General features: G+C 69.6%; 17 protein-coding genes. 13 read left to right on the forward strand and 4 right to left on the reverse strand.

Features of this window, described 5'->3' with window-relative positions; translation table 11 throughout:
• Window positions 1-13 precede the first annotated feature (13 nt).
• Together ABFX81_RS33550 and ABFX81_RS33555 are read right to left on the reverse strand one after the other, a co-directional pair.
• The gene (locus ABFX81_RS33550; protein ID WP_086846373.1) at window positions 14-1,033 is read right to left on the reverse strand and encodes a phosphotransferase; all 1,020 of its coding nucleotides are present in this window, start codon (window positions 1,031-1,033) and stop codon (window positions 14-16) included.
• On the reverse strand, window positions 1,030-2,247 hold the full coding sequence (locus ABFX81_RS33555) for an acyl-CoA dehydrogenase family protein (RefSeq protein WP_086846371.1): 1,218 nt from the start codon (window positions 2,245-2,247) through the stop codon (window positions 1,030-1,032). The genes ABFX81_RS33550 and ABFX81_RS33555 overlap by 4 nt, the downstream gene beginning before the upstream one ends.
• A 273-nt stretch (window positions 2,248-2,520) precedes the next feature.
• Here ABFX81_RS33555 and ABFX81_RS33560 point away from each other — a divergent pair, with 273 nt between their 5' ends.
• Window positions 2,521-2,793, forward strand: a complete 273-nt coding sequence (locus tag ABFX81_RS33560; protein ID WP_086846392.1) for a LapA family protein — start codon at window positions 2,521-2,523, stop codon at window positions 2,791-2,793.
• 33 nt (window positions 2,794-2,826) lie between these two features.
• Complete coding sequence (locus ABFX81_RS33565; protein ID WP_086846369.1) at window positions 2,827-3,180, forward strand: amphi-Trp domain-containing protein; 354 nt, start codon at window positions 2,827-2,829, stop codon at window positions 3,178-3,180.
• A gap of 25 nt (window positions 3,181-3,205) precedes the next feature.
• On the opposite strand, the gene ABFX81_RS33570 is transcribed toward ABFX81_RS33565, so the two are convergent.
• The gene (locus tag ABFX81_RS33570; RefSeq protein ID WP_086846367.1) at window positions 3,206-4,042 is read right to left on the reverse strand and encodes a class II glutamine amidotransferase; all 837 of its coding nucleotides are present in this window, start codon (window positions 4,040-4,042) and stop codon (window positions 3,206-3,208) included.
• Window positions 4,043-4,165: 123 nt separating this feature from the next.
• Here ABFX81_RS33570 and ABFX81_RS33575 point away from each other — a divergent pair, with 123 nt between their 5' ends.
• The 6 genes from ABFX81_RS33575 (at window position 4,166) to ABFX81_RS33600 (ending at window position 9,875) form a co-directional block, all read left to right on the forward strand.
• Complete coding sequence (locus ABFX81_RS33575; RefSeq protein WP_346139120.1) at window positions 4,166-5,005, forward strand: LysR family transcriptional regulator substrate-binding protein; 840 nt, start codon at window positions 4,166-4,168, stop codon at window positions 5,003-5,005.
• A gap of 58 nt (window positions 5,006-5,063) precedes the next feature.
• Window positions 5,064-6,149 carry an S-(hydroxymethyl)mycothiol dehydrogenase gene (locus ABFX81_RS33580; RefSeq protein WP_086846363.1) on the forward strand — a complete coding sequence of 362 codons (1,086 nt, stop codon included), beginning with the start codon at window positions 5,064-5,066 and terminating at the stop codon, window positions 6,147-6,149.
• On the forward strand, window positions 6,149-6,781 hold the full coding sequence (locus ABFX81_RS33585) for an MBL fold metallo-hydrolase (protein WP_346139121.1): 633 nt from the start codon (window positions 6,149-6,151) through the stop codon (window positions 6,779-6,781). Before ABFX81_RS33580 ends, ABFX81_RS33585 begins: the two co-directional genes overlap by 1 nt.
• 306 nt (window positions 6,782-7,087) lie before the next feature.
• A complete protein-coding gene (locus ABFX81_RS33590) occupies window positions 7,088-7,450 on the forward strand; it encodes a bifunctional 3-phenylpropionate/cinnamic acid dioxygenase ferredoxin subunit (RefSeq protein ID WP_086853443.1) in 363 nt (120 codons plus the stop codon).
• Entirely contained in the window at window positions 7,447-8,610 is a 1,164-nt protein-coding gene (locus ABFX81_RS33595) for an NAD(P)/FAD-dependent oxidoreductase (RefSeq protein ID WP_346139122.1), read from the forward strand. Before ABFX81_RS33590 ends, ABFX81_RS33595 begins: the two co-directional genes overlap by 4 nt.
• A gap of 131 nt (window positions 8,611-8,741) precedes the next feature.
• Window positions 8,742-9,875, forward strand: coding sequence for an SRPBCC family protein (locus ABFX81_RS33600; protein WP_086853439.1), 1,134 nt, complete (start codon window positions 8,742-8,744; stop codon window positions 9,873-9,875).
• Window positions 9,876-9,943: 68 nt separating this feature from the next.
• Here ABFX81_RS33600 and ABFX81_RS33605 read toward each other — a convergent pair whose 3' ends face one another.
• On the reverse strand, window positions 9,944-10,741 hold the full coding sequence (locus ABFX81_RS33605) for an IclR family transcriptional regulator domain-containing protein (RefSeq protein WP_086853437.1): 798 nt from the start codon (window positions 10,739-10,741) through the stop codon (window positions 9,944-9,946).
• A 152-nt stretch (window positions 10,742-10,893) separates the two neighbouring features.
• On the opposite strand from ABFX81_RS33605, the gene betA reads away from it, so the two are divergent.
• The 5 genes from betA (at window position 10,894) to ABFX81_RS33630 (ending at window position 18,329) form a co-directional block, all read left to right on the forward strand.
• Window positions 10,894-12,564, forward strand: a complete 1,671-nt coding sequence (betA, locus tag ABFX81_RS33610; protein WP_086853435.1) for a choline dehydrogenase — start codon at window positions 10,894-10,896, stop codon at window positions 12,562-12,564.
• A 3-nt stretch (window positions 12,565-12,567) separates the two neighbouring features.
• A complete protein-coding gene (locus ABFX81_RS33615; RefSeq protein ID WP_086853433.1) occupies window positions 12,568-13,404 on the forward strand; it encodes a methylenetetrahydrofolate reductase in 837 nt (278 codons plus the stop codon).
• A 346-nt stretch (window positions 13,405-13,750) separates the two neighbouring features.
• Window positions 13,751-15,220: an aldehyde dehydrogenase family protein gene (locus ABFX81_RS33620; protein ID WP_346139124.1), complete on the forward strand. Its 1,470-nt coding sequence runs from the start codon at window positions 13,751-13,753 to the stop codon at window positions 15,218-15,220.
• Between the two features lie 20 nt (window positions 15,221-15,240).
• Entirely contained in the window at window positions 15,241-16,320 is a 1,080-nt protein-coding gene (locus ABFX81_RS33625; protein WP_086853429.1) for a betaine/proline/choline family ABC transporter ATP-binding protein, read from the forward strand.
• Window positions 16,320-18,329, forward strand: a complete 2,010-nt coding sequence (locus ABFX81_RS33630; protein ID WP_346139125.1) for an ABC transporter permease — start codon at window positions 16,320-16,322, stop codon at window positions 18,327-18,329. Before ABFX81_RS33625 ends, ABFX81_RS33630 begins: the two co-directional genes overlap by 1 nt.
• Window positions 18,330-18,342 lie beyond the last annotated feature (13 nt).

Genomic DNA, 18,342 nt, shown 5'->3' on the forward strand with positions numbered 1-18,342 from the left:
TCGACCGGCTCGGTCAGGACAGCAGTTCCAGCCCGGAGCGCAGCAGCGCCGGGACCGCGGAGCCGACCCGCTCGAAGCCTGTGCCGACGGTCTGCCCCGCCCGATAGCGGGCATGGATGCCTTCCGCGATGACCGCGAGCTTGAAGCAGCCCAGCGCCTGGTAGAAGGGCAGGGCCTCGATGTCCCGGCCGGAGCGCGTTGCGTACCGTTCGGCCAGCTCGTGGCCCGCGGGGAAGCCCGGGTTGGCCGTGGGAACATGGCGCGCCCCGAGCACCGGCTCGCAGACCGGGTCCCAGTACATGAGCAGCATCCCGAGGTCGGCGAGGGGATCACCGAGCGTGGCCATCTCCCAGTCGACGATCGCGGCGATCCGTCCGAAGTCGCCGGGCTCCAGGATGGTGTTGTCCAAGCGGTAGTCGCCGTGCACGATCGCTGCCGTGCCGCTCACGGGCAGGGCGCGGGCGAGCAGCCGGTGCAGGGCTTCGACGTCGGGCAGAGCACGGGTGGCGACCTTGTCCCACTGGCTGCGCCACCGCCGCACCTGGCGCTCCAGATAGCCGTCGGGACGGCCGAAGTCACCGAGCCCGACATCGGCGACGCCGACCGAGTGCAGTGCCACCAGAGCGTCCACCAGCGCATCGGCACTGCGGCGTGCGTCGGCCGGGGGCAGCGCGGCGACCTCGTCACCGTCGCGCAGTACGGCGCCCTCCACGAAGTCGACGACGCAGAACGGCGCCCCGATCACCGCCGGGTCCGTGCACGACAGCACGGCTCGGGCCACCGGTACCCCCGTGCCGCCGAGCGCGGCGACGACGCGGTACTCACGGTCCATGTCGTGCGCGGTCGGCGTGAGCGGGCCCAGCGGTGGCCGGCGCAGCACCCACCGGTGCGTCCCGTCGGTCACCTCGTAGGTGAGATTGGAGCGTCCGCCGTGCAGCAGCTCCACCCTCAACGGACCCGAGCACTCCGGCACATGCTGCTCGAAGTAGCGCTGCAGGGCGGGGCCGTCGATGCCGACCACGGCCATGGTCATCGTGCCGCCCTCCGCTCCCGCGCCGCCCGCACCGCGCGCTTGGCGATGGCCCAGCGGTGGGTCTCGGACGGGCCGTCGTAGATCCGGAACGGACGCACCTCCCGGTACAGCCGGGACAGCGGGGCGTCCCCGGAGATGCCGAGTGCGCCGCACACCTGCACGGCCCGGTCGACCACGCGGTTCACCGCCTCCGAGACGTACGTCTTCGCGATCGAGGTGTGCTGGGCGGCCGAGCGGCCCTGGTCCAGTTCCCAGCAGGCCCGCAGCAGCACCGCGCGACTGGTCTCGATGTCGATCTCGGAGTCGGCCAGCAGCTGCTGCACCATGCCCAGTTCGGCCAGCGGCTTACCGAAGGCCGAGCGATCCAGCGCGCGTTCCAGGGCGATGTCCTGCGCCCGGCGCGCCACTCCGAGCCAGCGCATGCAGTGCGTCATACGGGCCGGCCCGAGGCGCACCTGGGCGTACGCGAAGCCCTGGTCCACCTCGCCGAGCACGGCGCCGTCGCCGACCTCGCAGCCGTCGAAGACGACCTCGCTGTGCCCGCCGAACAGTCCCTGATCCAGAGTGTCGATGTTCCGGACGACCTTCATGCCCGGGTTGTCGGCGTCGACGAGGAACATCGTCGCGCCGCCCGAGTCGCCCGGGGCGCCGCTCGTGCGAGCCATGCAGATGGCGAAGCCTGCGCCGTCGGCGCCGCTGATGAACCACTTGCGGCCGTCGAGCCGCCAGCCGTCCCCGGTCCTCGTCGCCGTGGTGGCCAGCGCACGAGGGTCGGATCCCGCGCCCGGCGCCGGCTCGGTCATCGCGAAACAGGACCGCACCTCGCCGGCCGCCAGCGGACGCAGGTACCGCTCCTTCTGTTCCTCGGTGGCGACCACTTCGAGCAGGTGCGTATTGCCCTCGTCGGGCGCCGCGCAGTTCAGCGCGAGAGGGCCGAGCAACGAGTATCCCGCCGCCTCGAACACCACTGCCTGCCCGCAGAGATCAAGGCCGAGGCCGCCCCACTCCACACCCACATGAGGAGCGAACACCCCTGCGGTCCGGGCCGCCTCCTGCAACCGACGCCGCAGCGGCTCCGGCCCGTCATGGACGTTCCCGTCGCACGCCTGCTCCTCCGGCAGCACGACATCCCGGACGAACTCAGTGGTGCGCCACGCGATGTCGGCGACCCTCTCGTCGGCCTCGAACCCGATCGACACGTTGACCCCTGACATCGGCTACTGGTCATTAGCCATCACAGAGGTCTCGGGGCCGGATGTCAAGAGGCGTGCCTTCATGGGTAGGCGTCAAGGTGCCTCCGGGTGAGCTAACGGTCAATAGCCTCAGCGGGTCTGTCGAGTCCCGGGGTCGGCTGGCGGCGAGGTCACCGGCTGGTACTCCGCGTGAGAACCACCGAGGCGCGGGCTCGGTGCTGCGGCTCTCGGTAGCGAGCCGTGGGCTGGAAGAGGAGGCTGGATGAAGGGGGCAACGCGATGGAGAGACGTCTCATGGCTCGAACAAGCACCGACAGAACAGACCAAAAGCCGCACACACCGTTCCTTTCTCGCCCCGGTGTCCGCCGCCTCATGCCGTTCGTTCTGATCACTGCAATCGCTCTGGTCTTCATTTTCCAAAACAGCGCGAGTACCGAGATCCGCCTGCTCATCCCCGAGGTGACCATGCCGCTGTGGGGTGCCCTTCTGATCGCCTGGGGCCTCGGCATCCTCGCCTGTGCCTTTACGGTGCGCCGGCGCCGGCATACACGACGACCGGGTGCGTGATTCCCCGTCGAGCGATGAAGATCGGAGACACCCATGAAGGACCTCAAGTTCGAGCAGAGGCGCTCCCTGTCACGTCTCGAGGCGGCTGACCAGCTCACGGCGCTCGCGGCCGCGCTCAGGGGAGGCGGGGAGGCCGAACTGGAACTCAGCCCCGGAACGCTGAGCCTGCGGATCCCCGACGACCTCGGCAGCGAGATAGAGGTCGAGATCGGTGATGGGGAGATCGAGCTGGAGATCGAGTTCAAGTGGCCGACCGCACCGACCCGGACGGCGCCAGGCGCAAAGGAGGCCCAGACGCGGAAGAGCGTGCCCGCCAAGCCAGGGCGTAGCAGGACGGGCACCGACAAGGGCAGAAGCGCTAAGCGCTCCGCTACGAAAACGGCCTGAGCCACCTACTGGGACAGTCCACGCGTCATGCCGGCTCTGGTGCGAAGGGATGCAGCTCGTCGGCTCCGGCATGGACGACGCCGTAGGTGCTCTCGGGTACTTCGTTCCAGGCGCCAGGCAGGTCGCCGAGTGGTTCGGACACGATGAGGCGGGTCTCGTCGGACACTTCCTTCAGGAACGTCGCTTCGGGGTGCAGCCTGCGCAGTGCGTCCACCCGGGTGCTGTAGAACAACGACCGGGAAGCGCCCTGGCTCGAGTAGCGGAAGGCCCACACGCGTTCGCCGTCGGTCACGGCGATGGTCATCTGGAGCGGGAACTCGACCCCGTGGTCGTGACCGCTGCGCTCCACCACTCCCACCATCCGGGCCACAGCGCCCGGCGGATCCTGGTCCAGACCGAAGGTGATCGCCAGGTAGAACATCATCTCCGAGTCCGTCGTTCCTTCGATGTCGGAGTACAGCCCGGGCTCGACGAGCAGGGACAGCTCGCGGCGCATCAGGTGGAAACCGGTGATGGCACCGTTGTGCATCCACATCCAACGGCCGTGCCGGAAGGGGTGGCAATTCGTCTGCTGCACCGCTGTGCCGGTCGACGCCCGTATGTGGGCGAAGAACAACGGGGAGCGGACATGATCCGCGATCTCCCTCAGGTTGCGATTGTTCCAGGCAGGGCCGATGTCCCTGAGCAAGGCCGGGGTGCCGATGTCTTCCTGCGGATACCAGCCGATGCCGAAACCGTCGCCGTTCGTCGTCTCGACACCCAGTCTGGAGTGGAGGCTCTGATCGATCAGTGAGTGAGCCGGTTTGTAGAGGATGGTGTCGAGGAGCAGGGGTGTTCCCGAGTAAGCGAGCCATCGGCACATGAGCGATCACCCGTTCTGGCTCGTTGTATCCGGCCGATACCATTTTCGCCTCCCTCGCTGCGCATCGCCATGTGGGTGTCACGGAGTACCGCGGGTCACTGGCCGAGCCAGGCCTCGATAGTCATGCCGACTTCGGTCGGCGAGGCGTTCGTGGAGCCTGCCCGGCAGGTCAGGCGCGATCTGGAGACCGCTCGGTCGGTGGTGCGCACCCTCGCCGGACTGGCAGGCGGCACGCTGGAGATCGTCGCGCCGACGACGCGGGCGGTCGATCCGCTGGCGGACCTCGCCGGGGTGTTCCGCCGGCGCCGTCCCGTGATCGACATCGTCATAGTCGAGCCGCCGAACGCGGCCGCGGTCGCGGACGTGGTGCGTACCGGCGAGTGCGAGTTGGGGCTGGCCGGCGTGAGGGCGCACGGCAAGGCCGTCGAGACCCTGGAGCTGTGCCGGCAGGAGGTTCTGGCGGTGGTGCCACGATCCGACCGCTTTCCCCAGGCCGGACCGGTGGCGCTCGGTGAGGTGGCCCGGATGGACCTGGTGGCGACCGCGCGCGGTACCGCGACCCGGGCTCTGATGGATCAGGCGCTGGGCGGGGAGGGGCGGAGCCCACGCATCGCAGTGGAGACGGTTCACCAAGCGGCGGTCGTCCCCTTGGTGCTGGCGGGGGCGGGGGCGACGCTCCTCCCGCGCTCTCTCGCCGAGGAGGCGGCGCGGCGTGGTGCGGTCGCGCTGGTCACCCGTCCGCGCCTCGTCCGGCCGGTCTGGCGATGTGCCGGCGTGGGCCGCTCTCGCCTGCCGCACAGGCGTTCATCGAGGTGGCCCGCGAGGTCTTCGCGCGCCCGGTGGCAGCGTCGCCGGAGGACGACGAGCACTGACTCACTCAGACCTGAGCACTCCCGCCGACTGGGCAGTCGCCGAGCCTTGACCCGTGGTCCGCGCTCCAGGATGCTGTGTTGCGAAGCATGAGATGTGTGCCGTAATGAGCAACGTCTGATTCAGATCTCGTACCAGTCGAGGAGTGGCCATGGCTCACCAGGTCCGTGCTGTCGTCGCGCGGGGCAAGGGCGCCCCCGTGAGTCTGGAGACAATCGTCGTTCCCGACCCGGGCCCGGGCGAGGCGCTGGTGAAGGTCGAGGCCTGCGGGGTCTGCCACACCGATCTGCACTATCGCGAGGGCGGCATCAACGACGACTTCCCCTTTCTCCTGGGCCACGAGGCCGCGGGTGTCGTGGAGGCGGTGGGGGAGGGTGTCACCGACGTCGCCCCCGGCGACTTCGTCATCCTCAACTGGCGGGCGGTGTGCGGACAGTGCCGGGCCTGCCTGCGCGGACGGCCCTGGTACTGCTTCAGCACCCACAACGCCAAGCAGAAGATGACCCTGACCGACGGCACCGAGCTGTCGCCGGCCCTGGGCATCGGCGCGTTCGCGGAGAAGACGCTGGTGGCGGCAGGCCAGTGCACCAAGGTCGACCGGGCCGCGGCGGCGGCCGCCGCCGGACTGCTCGGCTGCGGAGTGATGGCGGGTATCGGCGCCGCCATCAACACGGGCGATGTCGGACGCGGCGACAGTGTGGCCGTCATCGGCTGCGGCGGCGTCGGGGCCGCGGCGGTCGCCGGGGCCGACCTGGCGGGCGCCGGGAAGATCATCGCGGTGGACATCGACGACGCCAAGCTGGCCACCGCGAGGAAGCTGGGGGCCACGCACACCGTCAACTCCAAGGAGGCGGACGCGGTCGAGGCGATCCGCGAGCTGACCGGCGGCTTCGGCGCCGACGTCGTCATCGAGGCCGTCGGCCGGCCGGAGACCTACAAGCAGGCCTTCTACGCCCGCGACCTCGCCGGCACGGTCGTCCTGGTCGGCGTGCCCACCCCCGAGATGAAGCTCGAACTGCCCCTGCTGGACGTGTTCGGGCGCGGCGGGGCGCTGAAGTCCTCCTGGTACGGCGACTGCCTGCCCTCCCGCGACTTCCCGATGCTCATCGACCTCTACCTCCAGGGCCGGCTGGATCTGGACACGTTCGTCACGGAGACCATCGCGCTGGACGAGGTCGAAAAGGCCTTCGAGCGGATGCACGGCGGCGATGTCCTGCGCTCGGTGGTGGTCTTCTGATGGCCGGCGCCCGCATCGAACATCTGGTGACCTCGGGGACGTTCTCCCTGGACGGCGGCACCTGGGACGTCGACAACAACGTCTGGATCGTCGGCGACGACCACGAGGCGATCGTCGTCGACGCCGCACACGACGCCGAGGCCATCGCCCTAGCGGTCGGCGGGCGCGCCCTGCGAGCCATCGTGTGCACACACGCCCACGACGACCACATCGATGCCGCGCCCCAACTGGCGGCCCGCACGGGCGCCCCGATCCTGCTCCACCCGGATGACCTCCCGCTGTGGAAGCAGACCCATCCGGACCGGCTGCCGGACGGGGAGCTGGCCGACGGCCGGGTGCTCGCTGTGGCGGGCATCGAGCTGACCGTGCTCCACACCCCGGGGCACGCCCCAGGTGCCGTCTGTCTGTACGCGCCCGCCCTCACCGCCCTCTTCAGCGGCGACACGCTCTTCGCGGGCGGGCCGGGGGCGACGGGGCGGTCGTACAGCCACTTCCCGACGATCGTCGACTCGATCCGGGACCGGCTGCTGACGCTGCCGGGCGACACCGTCGTGCATACCGGACACGGGGAGACGACCACGATCGCGGCCGAGGCGCCGCACCTCCAGGAGTGGCTCGACCGCGGGTTCTGACCGCCCGTCCGTCGAACAGCGCACGCCCGCTCTCGGCCATACCGGCCGATGAGCCGGGCGCGCGTGCGCATGCGCGACCCGGAGGGGGAAACGGGCGGTTGGCGCGCCCCTTCGACCAGGCAGAGAGGCCGATTCCGGCGTTGCTCCCTGTCCCGCCGCGTTCCTTTTAGTGCTTCGAGTTGTGTGATGTGCAACTCATGGAGCGTCTCAATCGGCCGTCTGAACGCCTTGACAAGGGTTTCGGGGCAACCTCAGACTGATGTTGCGCTAACCGCAATCCGTTTCGCTATACGCACCGAGGTGGTCATGATGATTCCCGCGTGCCCTCTGGCGGATCTCCCGCGAGGAGAGGCCTTCCGGCTCGAGATCGACCCGCCGGTCTCGGTGTTCCACACCGAAGACGGTGAGCTCTTCGCCATCGACGACACGTGCACCCACCAGGACGCCTCGCTCGCCGACGGCTGGGTGGAGGACTGCTGGGTGGAATGCCCGCTGCACGCCTCGAAGTTCAACCTGAAGACCGGTGCCGTCGACGCCCCGCCGGCCAAGCTCCCCGTCCGGACCCATGAGGTCGTGGTCGAGGACGGCATGATCTACGTACGGCTGTCCGAGGCCGCTCCCAACCTGCCGCACTGCGTCGCAGCCAGGCTCGCCGGGGCTCCCGCGTGAGGACGGTCGCGGTGGTGGGCGCGTCGCTGGCCGGTCTGTCGGCGGCGCGCTCCCTGCGCAAGCAGGGCTACGACGGGCGGCTGGTCGTCATCGGAGACGAGCTCCACCGTCCCTACGACAGGCCGCCGCTGTCCAAGGAGTTCCTGGCCGGCACCGTCGACGAGGCGGAGCTCGCGCTGGAGGTGGACGGCGAGGATCTGCAGGCGGAGTGGCTGCTCGGCGTCCGGGCCACGGGACTCGACCGTGCGGACCGTGCCGTCCGGCTCGCCGACGGCCGGGAGGTCCGCGTCGACGGCCTCGTCATCGCGACCGGCGCCGCCGCGCGCACTCTGCCCGGCTCCGAAGGACTGTCCGGGGTGCACGTCGTGCGCACGCTGGACGACGCCCGTGCCCTGCGGGCCGAACTCGTACAGGGCGGACGGCTGGTGGTGATCGGCGGTGGGTTCATCGGTGCCGAGGTCGCCTCCACCGCGCGCGCCCTCGGGCTCGACGTGACGGTGGTCGAGGCAGCCCCGACGGCGCTCTCCGGACCACTCGGCGAGTGCATGGGCGCCATCGTCTCCGCGCTCCACGCGGATCACGGGGTACGGCTGTTGTGCGGCGTCGGGGTGAAAGGGCTGAGCGGTGAGCGCCGGGTGGACGCCGTCCTCCTGGAGGACGGTCGCGGCATCCGGGCCGACATCGTCGTGGTCGGTGTGGGCGCCCGGCCGTGCGTCGAGTGGCTGGCGGGATCCGGAGTCGCACTCGACAACGGGGTGAAGTGCGGTGCGGACGGCCGTACCAGTGTGGCCGGCGTCGTCGCCGTCGGCGACTGCGCCAACTGGTACGACCCCCGTGCGGGGGCACATCGGCGCGTCGAGCACTGGACCGGCGCGCGGGAGCGCCCCGACGCGGCGGTCGCCACGCTGCTGGCGGGCGGCGCGACCGAACCGGGGGCGCCCCGGCCGCCGTACTTCTGGTCCGACCAGTACGGCGTGAAGATCCAGTTCGCGGGGCACGCGGCGGGCGCCGACAGCGTGACGGTCGAGGAAGGCGCCCCGGACGACCGCGACGTCCTCGCCGTCTACCGGCGCGCAGGTCAGCCGGTCGCCGTACTCGGGATGAACCAGCCGCGCCTGTTCACCCGGTGGCGCAAACAGCTCGGCCGCACGACATCTTGACACCGCCGCTGAGGCATCCGATGCTGCGGTTGCACATGGCACGCAGCGTTGCTTCATACACAACGCCGTCCGGAGTCGCTCTTCCCGGCGCGTGAGTGAACCGATCCACGACGTTTCCCGAGGAGTGCACCGTGACCTCGACCAGCCTGCCGGACAGCCTGATCGCCACCCTCCCCGGCACTTCGTACACCGATCCCGCGATCTTCGCGCAGGAGCAGGAGTTCATCTTCGAGTCCATGTGGTTCTGCGCCGTGCGCTCGTCCGAGCTGGCGAAGCCCGGCGCCTTCCGGACCGTTGACGTGGGCCGCGAAAGCATCCTGGTCACCCGCGCGAGGGACAACAGCATCCGTGCGTACTTCAACGTGTGCCGGCACCGCGGAGCGCGGCTCTGCACGGAGGAGGCCGGCGAGGTCAAGCGGGCCTTCCAGTGCCCGTACCACGCCTGGACGTACGGCCTGGACGGCAAGCTCGTCGCCGCGCCCAACCTCACCAAGATGCCCGACGTGGGCCGCACCGAGTACGGCCTGACGCCGGTGGCGACCCGTGAATGGCTCGGCTACGTCTGGATTTGTCTGGCCGAGAGCCCGCCGTCCTTCGACGAGGACGTCATCGGGGAGGTCGTCACCCGCCTCGGCGACGCCGGGGCGATCGAGCGCTACGGCATAGAGAGCCTCTCGGTCGGCAACCGGATCACCTACGACGTGAAGGCGAACTGGAAGCTCATCATCGAGAACTTCATGGAGTGCTACCACTGCGCCACGATCCACCCCGAACTCACCGAGGTGCTCCCCGAGTTCGCGGACGGCTTCGCCGCCCAGTACTACGTCGGCCACGGTGCCGAGTTCGGTGAGGAGGTCCAGGGTTTCACCGTGGACGGCAGCGCGGGCCTCGACCGCATTCCGGGCGTTGCCGAGGACCAGGACCGCCGCTACTACGCGATCACCGTCAAGCCGCAGGTCTTCATCAACCTCGTCCCCGACCACGTCATCTTCCACCGCATGTACCCGGTGGCCGTCGACCGCACGATCGTGGAGTGCGACTGGCTGTACATGCCGCACGTCGTCGACAGCGGCAGGGACGTCAGCCGGTCCGTGGAACTCTTCGACCGGGTCAACAGGCAGGACTTCGACGCCTGCGAACGCACACAGCCGGGGATGGGTTCGAGGATGTACGCCAAGGGGGGCGTCCTCGTGCCCAGTGAGCACCACATCGGTGCCTTCCACGACTGGGTGCACGAGCGCCTGGGCACACACCCGCCGCAGTAGCGGCTCCGGCGTGCGCGGCCCCGACCGGGCGGCAACCGGCGGTGGCGGTATGGCGGAGGGCGGGCCGCTCAGCCCAGGTAGCCCATCCGGTGGCTGATCTCCTCGGCACTCTTGATCAGCCTCGGCGCGAACTCGTGCAGGCGCTCCTCGGTGAGCCGGTAGGAGGGTCCGGAGGCGCTCAGTGCCGCGACGACCTTGCCGTCCCGATTGCGGATCGGAGCGGCCATACCGTGGAGGCCGACCTCCAGTTCCTCCACAGCCGCCGCGTAGCCGCGTTCACGGGCCTCGGCGAGGTTCTTCTCGAGCTTCGACTTCGCGGTGATGGTGTACGGGGTGACCTTCTTCAGCCCGGCCTCGGCCAGCAGCGCGGCGCGGTCCTTGGCGGGCAGGTGGGCAAGCAGGATCTTGCCGCTCGACGTGGCGTGCAGCGGGGTCAGCTGGCCCACCCAGTTCTGCGCGGTGACAGCTCCCGGACCGCGCACCTGGTACAGGTTGACCGCGTAGTGCTCCTGCAGAACGGCGATGTTGACCGTCTCGCCGATCTCCTCGGCGAGGTCCTCGCAGACCGGCCGGCCCTGCTGGGTGATGTCGATGCGCCCGGTGACCGCTCCGGCCAGGCGTACGATGCCGAAGCCGAGCCGGTACTTGCCGCGCTCGCCCGCCTGCTCCACCAGGCCGCGCGCCTCCAGGGCTCCGAGCAGACGGAACGCGGTCGACTTGTGAACGTCGATCTCGGCGGCCACCTCGCTGACACCCGCCTCGCCACGCTGCGCGAGGATCTCGAGGACGCTGATGGCGCGGTCGACCGACTGCACTCCTCCGGCGCCCGAACTCGAGCTCTGGGTTTCGAGACTGTAGTTGCTCATAGCGCAACTATACCCTCAGTAAACAACGCCACGCCAAGTAACCGTGATCACCTCAAGCTCACCGTAAGTTGCGCAAGTCGCAACCTGGTGCGTATAGCGATACTGCCGTTAGCATGCCTCGCGTATCTACGGCGCGAGCGAGACGAGGCAGCATGGCTCCCTTCCAGTACGACTTCGTCATCGTCGGCGGCGGTTCGGCCGGCAGCGCACTGGCGAACAGACTCTCCGCGGACCCGGCGAACCGGGTGCTGGTCCTGGAAGCCGGCCGGTCGGACTATCCGTGGGATGTCTTCATCCACATGCCCGCGGCGCTGACCTATCCGATCGGCAGCCGGTTCTACGACTGGAAGTACGAGTCCGAGCCCGAACCCCACATGGGCGGCCGGCGCGTCTACCACGCGCGCGGAAAGGTGCTGGGCGGCTCCAGCAGCATCAACGGCATGATCTTCCAGCGCGGCAACCCCATGGACTACGAGCGCTGGGCGGCCGACGCCGGGATGGAGAGCTGGGACTACGCGCACTGTCTGCCGTACTTCCGGCGGATGGAGAACTGCCTCGCGGCCGACCCCGACGACGAGTTCCGCGGCCATGACGGCCCCCTCGTCCTGGAGCGCGGCCCGGCCACGAACCCGTTGTTCACCGCCTTCCTCCAAGCCGCGCAGGAGGCGGGCTACGCCCCGACCGACGACGTCAACGGCTACCGGCAGGAAGGCTTCGCCCAGTTCGACCGCAATGTCCACCGCGGACGCCGCCTGTCGGCCTCGAAGGCGTACCTCAAGCCCGCGATGAGAAGACCGAACCTCACCGTCACGACCCGCGCCCTCGTCACGCGCGTCCTCTTCGAGGGCAAGCGCGCCGTCGGCGTCGAGTACCGGCGCGGCCGCGGCGCGGTCCAACAGGTCCGCGCCGGGGAAGTCATCCTCTGCGGCGGCGCCATCAACTCCCCGCAGCTGCTCCAGCTCTCCGGCGTCGGCAACGCCGGGGAACTGAGCGCCCTCGGCATCGACGTCGTCCACGACCTCCCGGGCGTCGGTGAGAACATGCAGGACCACCTGGAGGTCTACGTCCAGTACGCCTGCAGGCAGCCGGTCTCCATGCAGCCGTACATGGCGAAGTGGCGCGCCCCCTTCATCGGGCTGCAGTGGCTCTTCCGCAAGGGTCCGGCGGCGACCAACCACTTCGAGGCAGGTGGTTTCGCCTGTAGCAACGAGGACGTCGAGTATCCCAACCTCATGTTCCACTTCCTGCCGGTCGCGGTGCGCTACGACGGCTCCTCGCCCGCCGGTGACCACGGCTACCAGGTGCACGTCGGGCCCATGTACTCCGACGCCCTCGGCTCGGTGAAGATCCGGAGCAGGGACCCGCGCGAGCACCCGGCGCTGCGCTTCAACTACCTGTCCACCGAGCAGGACCGCCGCGAGTGGGTCGAGGCCATCCGGGTCGCCCGCAAGATCCTCGGCCAGCCCGCACTCGCCCCCTACAACGGCGGAGAGGTGTCGCCCGGGCCCGGGGTGGAGACGGACGAGGAGATCCTCGCCTGGGTCGCCGAGGAGGGCGAGACCGCCCTGCACCCGTCGTGCACCTGCAAGATGGGCACCGACGAGATGTCGGTCGTCGACCCGGCCGACATGCGGGTGCACGGCCTGGAGGGCCTGCGGGTGGTGGACGCGTCGGTGATGCCGTACGTCACCAACGGCAACATCTACGCGCCGGTGATGATGATCGCCGAGAAGGCCGCCGACCTGATCCTCGGCAAGGAGCCGCTCGCGCCGTCGAAGGCCGCGTACTACCGCCACCGTGACGCCCGGAAGCAGGACGGGTAGACGTTGGGCGCCGCAGGGCTGAGGGCGCTGCTGGACAGCGTCCGCTACGAGGTGCTGCCCGCGAAGTCCACCGAGGACAAGGTCCTCGCCCATGTTCCGCGCGACGTCGTCGTCACCGTGACGGCGTCGCCGGTCAGGGGCCTGGAGCCGACCCTCGATCTCACGGGCCGGCTCGCGGGACACGGCTACCGGGTCGTCCCGCACGTGCCGGCGCGGCTGCTGCGGGACGACGCCCACCTGAAGGAGGTCGTCGACCGGCTCCGTGGGGCCGGTGTGGACGACGTCTTCGTCCCGGCCGGCGACGCCGACCCGCCGGCCGGGACCTACGCCGGGGCGTTGCCGGTGCTGCGTCGGCTGACCGAGCTGGGCCGGCCCTTCACCCGGGTCGGCGTCACCGGCTATCCCGAGAGCCACCCGCTCATCCAGGACGACGTCACCGTCCAGGCCATGTGGGACAAGCGCGAGTACGCCACGTACATCGTGAGCAACCTCTGCTTCGACCCGCGCGTGCTGGGGCGGTGGATCGTTCGTATACGACACCGGGATGTGTCCCTGCCGGTGCATGTGGGCGTCGCGGGGCCCGTGCAGCGGGCGAAGCTGCTCGCGATGGCGACCAGGATCGGAGTGGGGGAGTCGACGCGCTTCCTGGCCAGGCATCCCTCGTGGTTCCTGCGGTTCGCGACGCCCGGCGGCTACTCGCCCGAGAGGCTGCTCACGCCCGCGGTCGCGGATCTCACCTCGCCGGCGGCGAAGGTGGCGGGCCTGCACCTGTTCACCTTCAACCAGATCGCCGAAACGGAGCGGTGGCGCCGCGCGCTGCTGGACCGGCTCGGGGCGTGAGAGCGGGCGCCGGACGGGCGGCCTCCGTGCCTTCGCGTCCCGCCCTGCCGTACCAGGGAAGAACGGCTGAACAGGTAACACGGATTTTCCCGTCCGTGTCCTGATCGGACACGTCGCAGCGGACGCTCGTGAAGGATCGCCCTTGAGTCGATCACCGAGCTGCCGGCTCTCGGTAAGTCGCCCGAGTTCCTGAGCAGCGACAGCGTCGAGGGAGAAGTGGCTGGTGGCCCGTGCGCTATCGTCACGAGTCAACCTCTTGACGTCTGTCTGGACATTCGCCAGGGTGTTCCATCACAAGCAATCGAATGCGCGATGCGCAACGCACTCCGGCTGAAGGGCTTGGCCCGTGGCAGACCTGTACGTGGCAGGTGAATGGCGGGAGCCGGTGGCCGGTGGACGCCGGGAGATCCGCTGTCCGGCTGACGGCGCGCTGACCGCGACCGTCTCCGAGGGGACCCGCCCGGACGCGGAGGCGGCGATCGTCGCGGCCCGCCGCGCCTTCGACGAGGGACCCTGGCCGCGCACTCCCGAGCGGGAGCGCGGGGCGCTGCTGCTGCGGACGGCCGACATCATCGAGCGCGATGCCAAGGAGTTCGCGCGCGCGGAGTCGCTGGACACCGGCAAGCGGCTGGTGGAGAGCGAGTACGACATCGCCGATGTCGTCTCCTGCTTCCGGTACTACGGCGGGCTCGGCGGCACCGACGCCGGGCGCGTGATCGACACGGGCCGGGACGACGCCGTCAGCCGTGTCGTGTACGAGCCGGTCGGCGTCTGCGCCCTGATCACGCCCTGGAACTATCCGTTGCTCCAGGCGTCCTGGAAGGTCGCCCCCGCCCTTCTCGCCGGTAACACCTTCGTCCTGAAGCCCAGCGAGCTCACCCCTTCCACGTCGATCCTGCTGATGATGGCACTCCAGGAGGCGGGGCTCCCGGCCGGCGCCGCCAATCTCGTCCTGGGCGGCGGACCCGAGGTGGGCGCACCGCTCGCCGAGGACCCGGCTGTGGACATGGTCTCCTTCACCGGCGGTGTGGAGACCGGGAAACGGATCATGGCCACCGCCGCCGCGACCGTGAAGAAGGTCGCGCTGGAGCTCGGTGGCAAGAACCCCAACGTCGTGTTCGCCGACGCCGACTTCGAGACGGCCGTGGACTTCGCTCTCACGGCCGTCTTCCTGCATTCAGGGCAGGTCTGCTCGGCGGGCGCACGGCTGGTCGTCGAGGATTCTCTGCACGACCGCTTCGTCGAGGAGGTCGTCCGTCGTGCCCGGCGTATCCGGCTCGGCGGCCCCTTCGATCCCGAGGCCGACACCGGGGCGCTGATCTCCGCGCAGCACCTGGCGAAGGTCGAGGCCTACGTGGCCGCCGGCCTCGCCGAGGGCGCCGTGCTGCGCTGCGGCGGCGAACGGCCCGGCGACCCGGCCCTCACGGACGGCTACTACTACCCGCCGACCGTGCTCGACGAGTGCCGGCAGGACATGCGCGTGGTCCACGAGGAGTCCTTCGGCCCCGTGCTCACCGTCGAGCGCTTCACCGACGAGGACGACGCCGTGCGCATCGCCAACGACACCGAGTACGGACTCGCCGGAGCCGTCTGGACACAGGACGCCGGCAAGGCCCAGCGAGTCGCCCGGCGGCTGCGCCACGGCACGGTGTGGATCAACGACTACCACCCCTATGTGCCGCAGGCGGAATGGGGCGGCTTCGGACACTCGGGCGTGGGCCGGGAGCTGGGACGGGCCGGCCTGGACGAATACCGAGAACCCAAACACATCTGGCAGAACATCCAACCTCGGCCGCAGCGCTGGTTCCGCGGCTGAACGCCGAAAGAAGGCCGAACGTGACCACACAGACCGAGGTGTCGCAGCGGCGCGGCACGGATTCCGGCTCCACCCCGGTCATATCCGTGCGCCGGCTGTGGAAGGTGTTCGGACCGAAGGCCGACCAGGTCCCGGATTCCGAGGAGCTGCGCGGCCTCGCCCGCCGTGAGCTCATGGACCGCACAGGATGCACCGCGGCCGTACGCGACGTCCATTTCGACGTCTCGCCCGGCGAGGTCTTCGTCGTCATGGGCCTGTCCGGCTCCGGCAAGTCCACGCTGGTGCGATGTCTGACCCGCCTCATCGAACCCACCGCGGGTGAGATCGTCTTCGAGGGCGAGGACATTCGTGACGCGGACGACAAACGGCTGCGCGAGCTGCGGCGCAGCAAGTTCTCCATGGTTTTCCAGCACTTCGGGCTGCTGCCGCACCGCCGCGTCGTCGACAACGTGTCGTTCGGTCTGGAGATCCGCGGCATGGGACGGGCCGAACGCACCAAGCGAGCCCTGGAGGTCGTCGAACTGGTCGGCCTCGAGGGCTATGAGAACTCCTTCCCCGACCAGCTGTCCGGCGGTATGCAGCAGCGCGTCGGCCTCGCCCGTGCCCTGGCCGGCAATCCCGACGTGCTCTTCTTCGACGAGCCGTTCTCCGCGCTCGACCCGCTGATCCGCCGTGACATGCAGAACGAGGTCATCCGCCTGCACCACGAGGTCGGCAAGACCATGGTCTTCATCACCCACGACCTCTCCGAGGCCCTCAAGCTGGGCGACCGCATCCTCATCATGCGCGACGGCAAGATGGTCCAGTGCGGCACCGGCGACGAACTCGTCGGCGCCCCGGCCGACGACTACGTACGCGAGTTCGTCAAGGACGTGCCGCGCGGTGACGTGCTCACCCTGCGGTGGATCATGCGGCCGCTCAAGGACGGCGACGCCCTGGACGGTCCCGAGATGGGTCCCGACGTCGTGGTGCGGGAAGCCACCCGGGCCGTACTTGCGGCCGACAAGCCGGTCAAGGTCGTCGAGAACGGCAAGCTGCTCGGCATCGTCGGCGACGACGAGATCCTCGCGGTGGTCGCCGGCCAGGAAGGCGACATGTGATGACCGTCGCGATGGAGAAGCCCGAGAAGACGGAGAAGCCTGAGCCCGCCGGGCCCGACGGCCCCGTCGCGGCCGCACGCAGGGTCAGCCGGCGTGCGGTCGTCGCCGGGATCCTGGTGGTCTGGCTGCTGCTCTTCGCCGTGCTGCGCGGCAGACAGACGCTTGACCTGGCGGCGGCGGACCTCACGGATCTGCACCGGTGGTTCAACGACGCCAACGACTCCATCGGTGCCAACCGCAACTCCAACCCGCTCTTCCTCTACTTCTTCAACGAGATCCGTCTCGTCATCGACACCCTGGTGACCTTCGTCCAGGAACTGATCTCACAGCCCTCCGCGGGCCGCCCCCTCCCGCAGATCGGCTGGCTCGGCGTCGTCGGCATCGCGGGCTTCGTCTCCTGGGCGGTGGGCAACTGGCGGGTCGCCCTCCTGGCCGTCGCGGGCTTCACCTTCATGGGGCTCCAGGGGCTGTGGCAGGAGAGCATGGACACCCTGGCGCTCACGCTCTCCGCGGTGTTCGTGGCGCTGCTGTTCGCCATCCCGCTGGGCGTGTGGGCGGGGCTGTCCGACCGGTTCAACCGGATCGTGACGCCGTTCCTGGACTTCATGCAGACGATGCCCACCTTCGTCTATCTGGCCCCACTGACCTTGTTCTTCCTGATCGGGCCTGCCTCCGCCACGATCGCGACCATGATCTACGCGGCGCCGCCGGCGATCCGCATCACCGCACACGCCATTCGTTCGGTACCGGAGACGACGGTCGAGGCGGCCGACTCACTGGGCGCCACGCGTCGGCAGGCCCTGGTCAAGGTGCTGCTGCCGATGTCCAAGCGGACCGTGGTGATGGGCGTCAACCAGACCATCATGGCCGCCCTGGCCATGGTGACCATCGCCGCCCTGATCGACGCACCCGGACTCGGCAAGACCGTCATCCAGGCCCTCCAGTCCCTCGACGTCGGCACGGCCTTCAACGCGGGGCTCGCCATCGTCGTCATGGCCATCGTGCTGGACCGGGTCACCACCGCCGCCAGCGCACGCGAGGAGACCGCCCGGCGCTCCGGCAGCCGCTTCCTCAAGTGGCGGCGGCCGCTGCTCGCGGCGGGAGCGGTGGTCACGGCAGTGCTGGTCTACATGTCGCACACCTATGTATGGGCGGCGGAGTTTCCCGGCGAGGCCGGCCTCGGCAGCTCCATCGCGAAGGGTGCCGACACCGCCACGACCTGGGCGCAGGACAACCTGTCGGGCCTGACCAACGCCTTCCGCGACGCCCTCACCAACGGCCTGCTCAACCCGTTCCAGACGCTGCTCACCGACTCCCCGTGGTGGCTCGTCGGCCTGGCGCTGATCGGCCTCGGCGCGGTCCTCGGCGGCTGGCGCGCCGGGGTCACCGCGGCGGTGTGCGTAGGACTGCTGGTCGGTACGGGCGTGTGGTCGGACGCCATGACGACGCTGGCGTCGACCGTCGTCGCCACGGTGCTGGTGATGGTGCTCGGCGTCGTCTTCGGGGTATGGATGGGGCGCAGCCTGCTCGTGGACCGGATTCTGCGGCCCACCCTGGACGCGGCACAGGTCATGCCGCCGTTCGTCTATCTCGTTCCGTTCCTCGCGTTGTTCGGCGCGACCCGGTTCACGGCCATCGTCGCCGCGATCGTCTACGCGGTGCCGGTCGCCACGAAGATCATCGCGGACGGGATCCGGGCCGTGCCGGCGGCCACCGTGGAGGCGGCCACGTCGGCCGGATGCAGCACCTGGCAGCTCATCACCAAGGTCCAGCTGCCGATGGCACGCGGCGCCCTGACGCTCGCGACGAACCAGGGCCTGATCTACGTGCTGTCGATGGTCGTGGTGGGCGGCCTGGTGGGCGCGGGCGCCCTCGGCTACGACGTAGTGGCCGGATTCTCACAGGGGCAGTTGTACGGGAAGGGGCTCGCCGCAGGGCTGGCCATCGTCCTTCTCGGAGTCATGTTCGACCGAATCACTCAGGCAGCCGCACGGCGCGTGAGCGCGTAAAGGAGCAACTGAC

Origin of the sequence: Streptomyces coeruleofuscus (assembly GCF_039532725.1) — a bacterium.
Classification (GTDB): Bacteria; Actinomycetota; Actinomycetes; order Streptomycetales; family Streptomycetaceae; genus Streptomyces; species Streptomyces coeruleofuscus.

What these genes read in the sequence shown, in the direction of transcription:
- ABFX81_RS33585 (WP_346139121.1), top strand. Translation starts at nt 6,149, where the DNA reads ATGGCCGGCGCCCGCATCGAACATCTGGTGACCTCGGGGACGTTCTCC.
- ABFX81_RS33570 (WP_086846367.1), bottom strand. Translation starts at nt 4,042, where the DNA reads ATGTGCCGATGGCTCGCTTACTCGGGAACACCCCTGCTCCTCGACACC.
- ABFX81_RS33575 (WP_346139120.1), top strand. Translation starts at nt 4,166, where the DNA reads ATGCCGACTTCGGTCGGCGAGGCGTTCGTGGAGCCTGCCCGGCAGGTC.
- ABFX81_RS33555 (WP_086846371.1), bottom strand. Translation starts at nt 2,247, where the DNA reads ATGTCAGGGGTCAACGTGTCGATCGGGTTCGAGGCCGACGAGAGGGTC.
- ABFX81_RS33630 (WP_346139125.1), top strand. Translation starts at nt 16,320, where the DNA reads ATGACCGTCGCGATGGAGAAGCCCGAGAAGACGGAGAAGCCTGAGCCC.
- ABFX81_RS33580 (WP_086846363.1), top strand. Translation starts at nt 5,064, where the DNA reads ATGGCTCACCAGGTCCGTGCTGTCGTCGCGCGGGGCAAGGGCGCCCCC.
- ABFX81_RS33550 (WP_086846373.1), bottom strand. Translation starts at nt 1,033, where the DNA reads ATGACCATGGCCGTGGTCGGCATCGACGGCCCCGCCCTGCAGCGCTAC.
- ABFX81_RS33605 (WP_086853437.1), bottom strand. Translation starts at nt 10,741, where the DNA reads ATGAGCAACTACAGTCTCGAAACCCAGAGCTCGAGTTCGGGCGCCGGA.
- betA (WP_086853435.1), top strand. Translation starts at nt 10,894, where the DNA reads ATGGCTCCCTTCCAGTACGACTTCGTCATCGTCGGCGGCGGTTCGGCC.
- ABFX81_RS33560 (WP_086846392.1), top strand. Translation starts at nt 2,521, where the DNA reads ATGGCTCGAACAAGCACCGACAGAACAGACCAAAAGCCGCACACACCG.
- ABFX81_RS33590 (WP_086853443.1), top strand. Translation starts at nt 7,088, where the DNA reads ATGATGATTCCCGCGTGCCCTCTGGCGGATCTCCCGCGAGGAGAGGCC.
- ABFX81_RS33565 (WP_086846369.1), top strand. Translation starts at nt 2,827, where the DNA reads ATGAAGGACCTCAAGTTCGAGCAGAGGCGCTCCCTGTCACGTCTCGAG.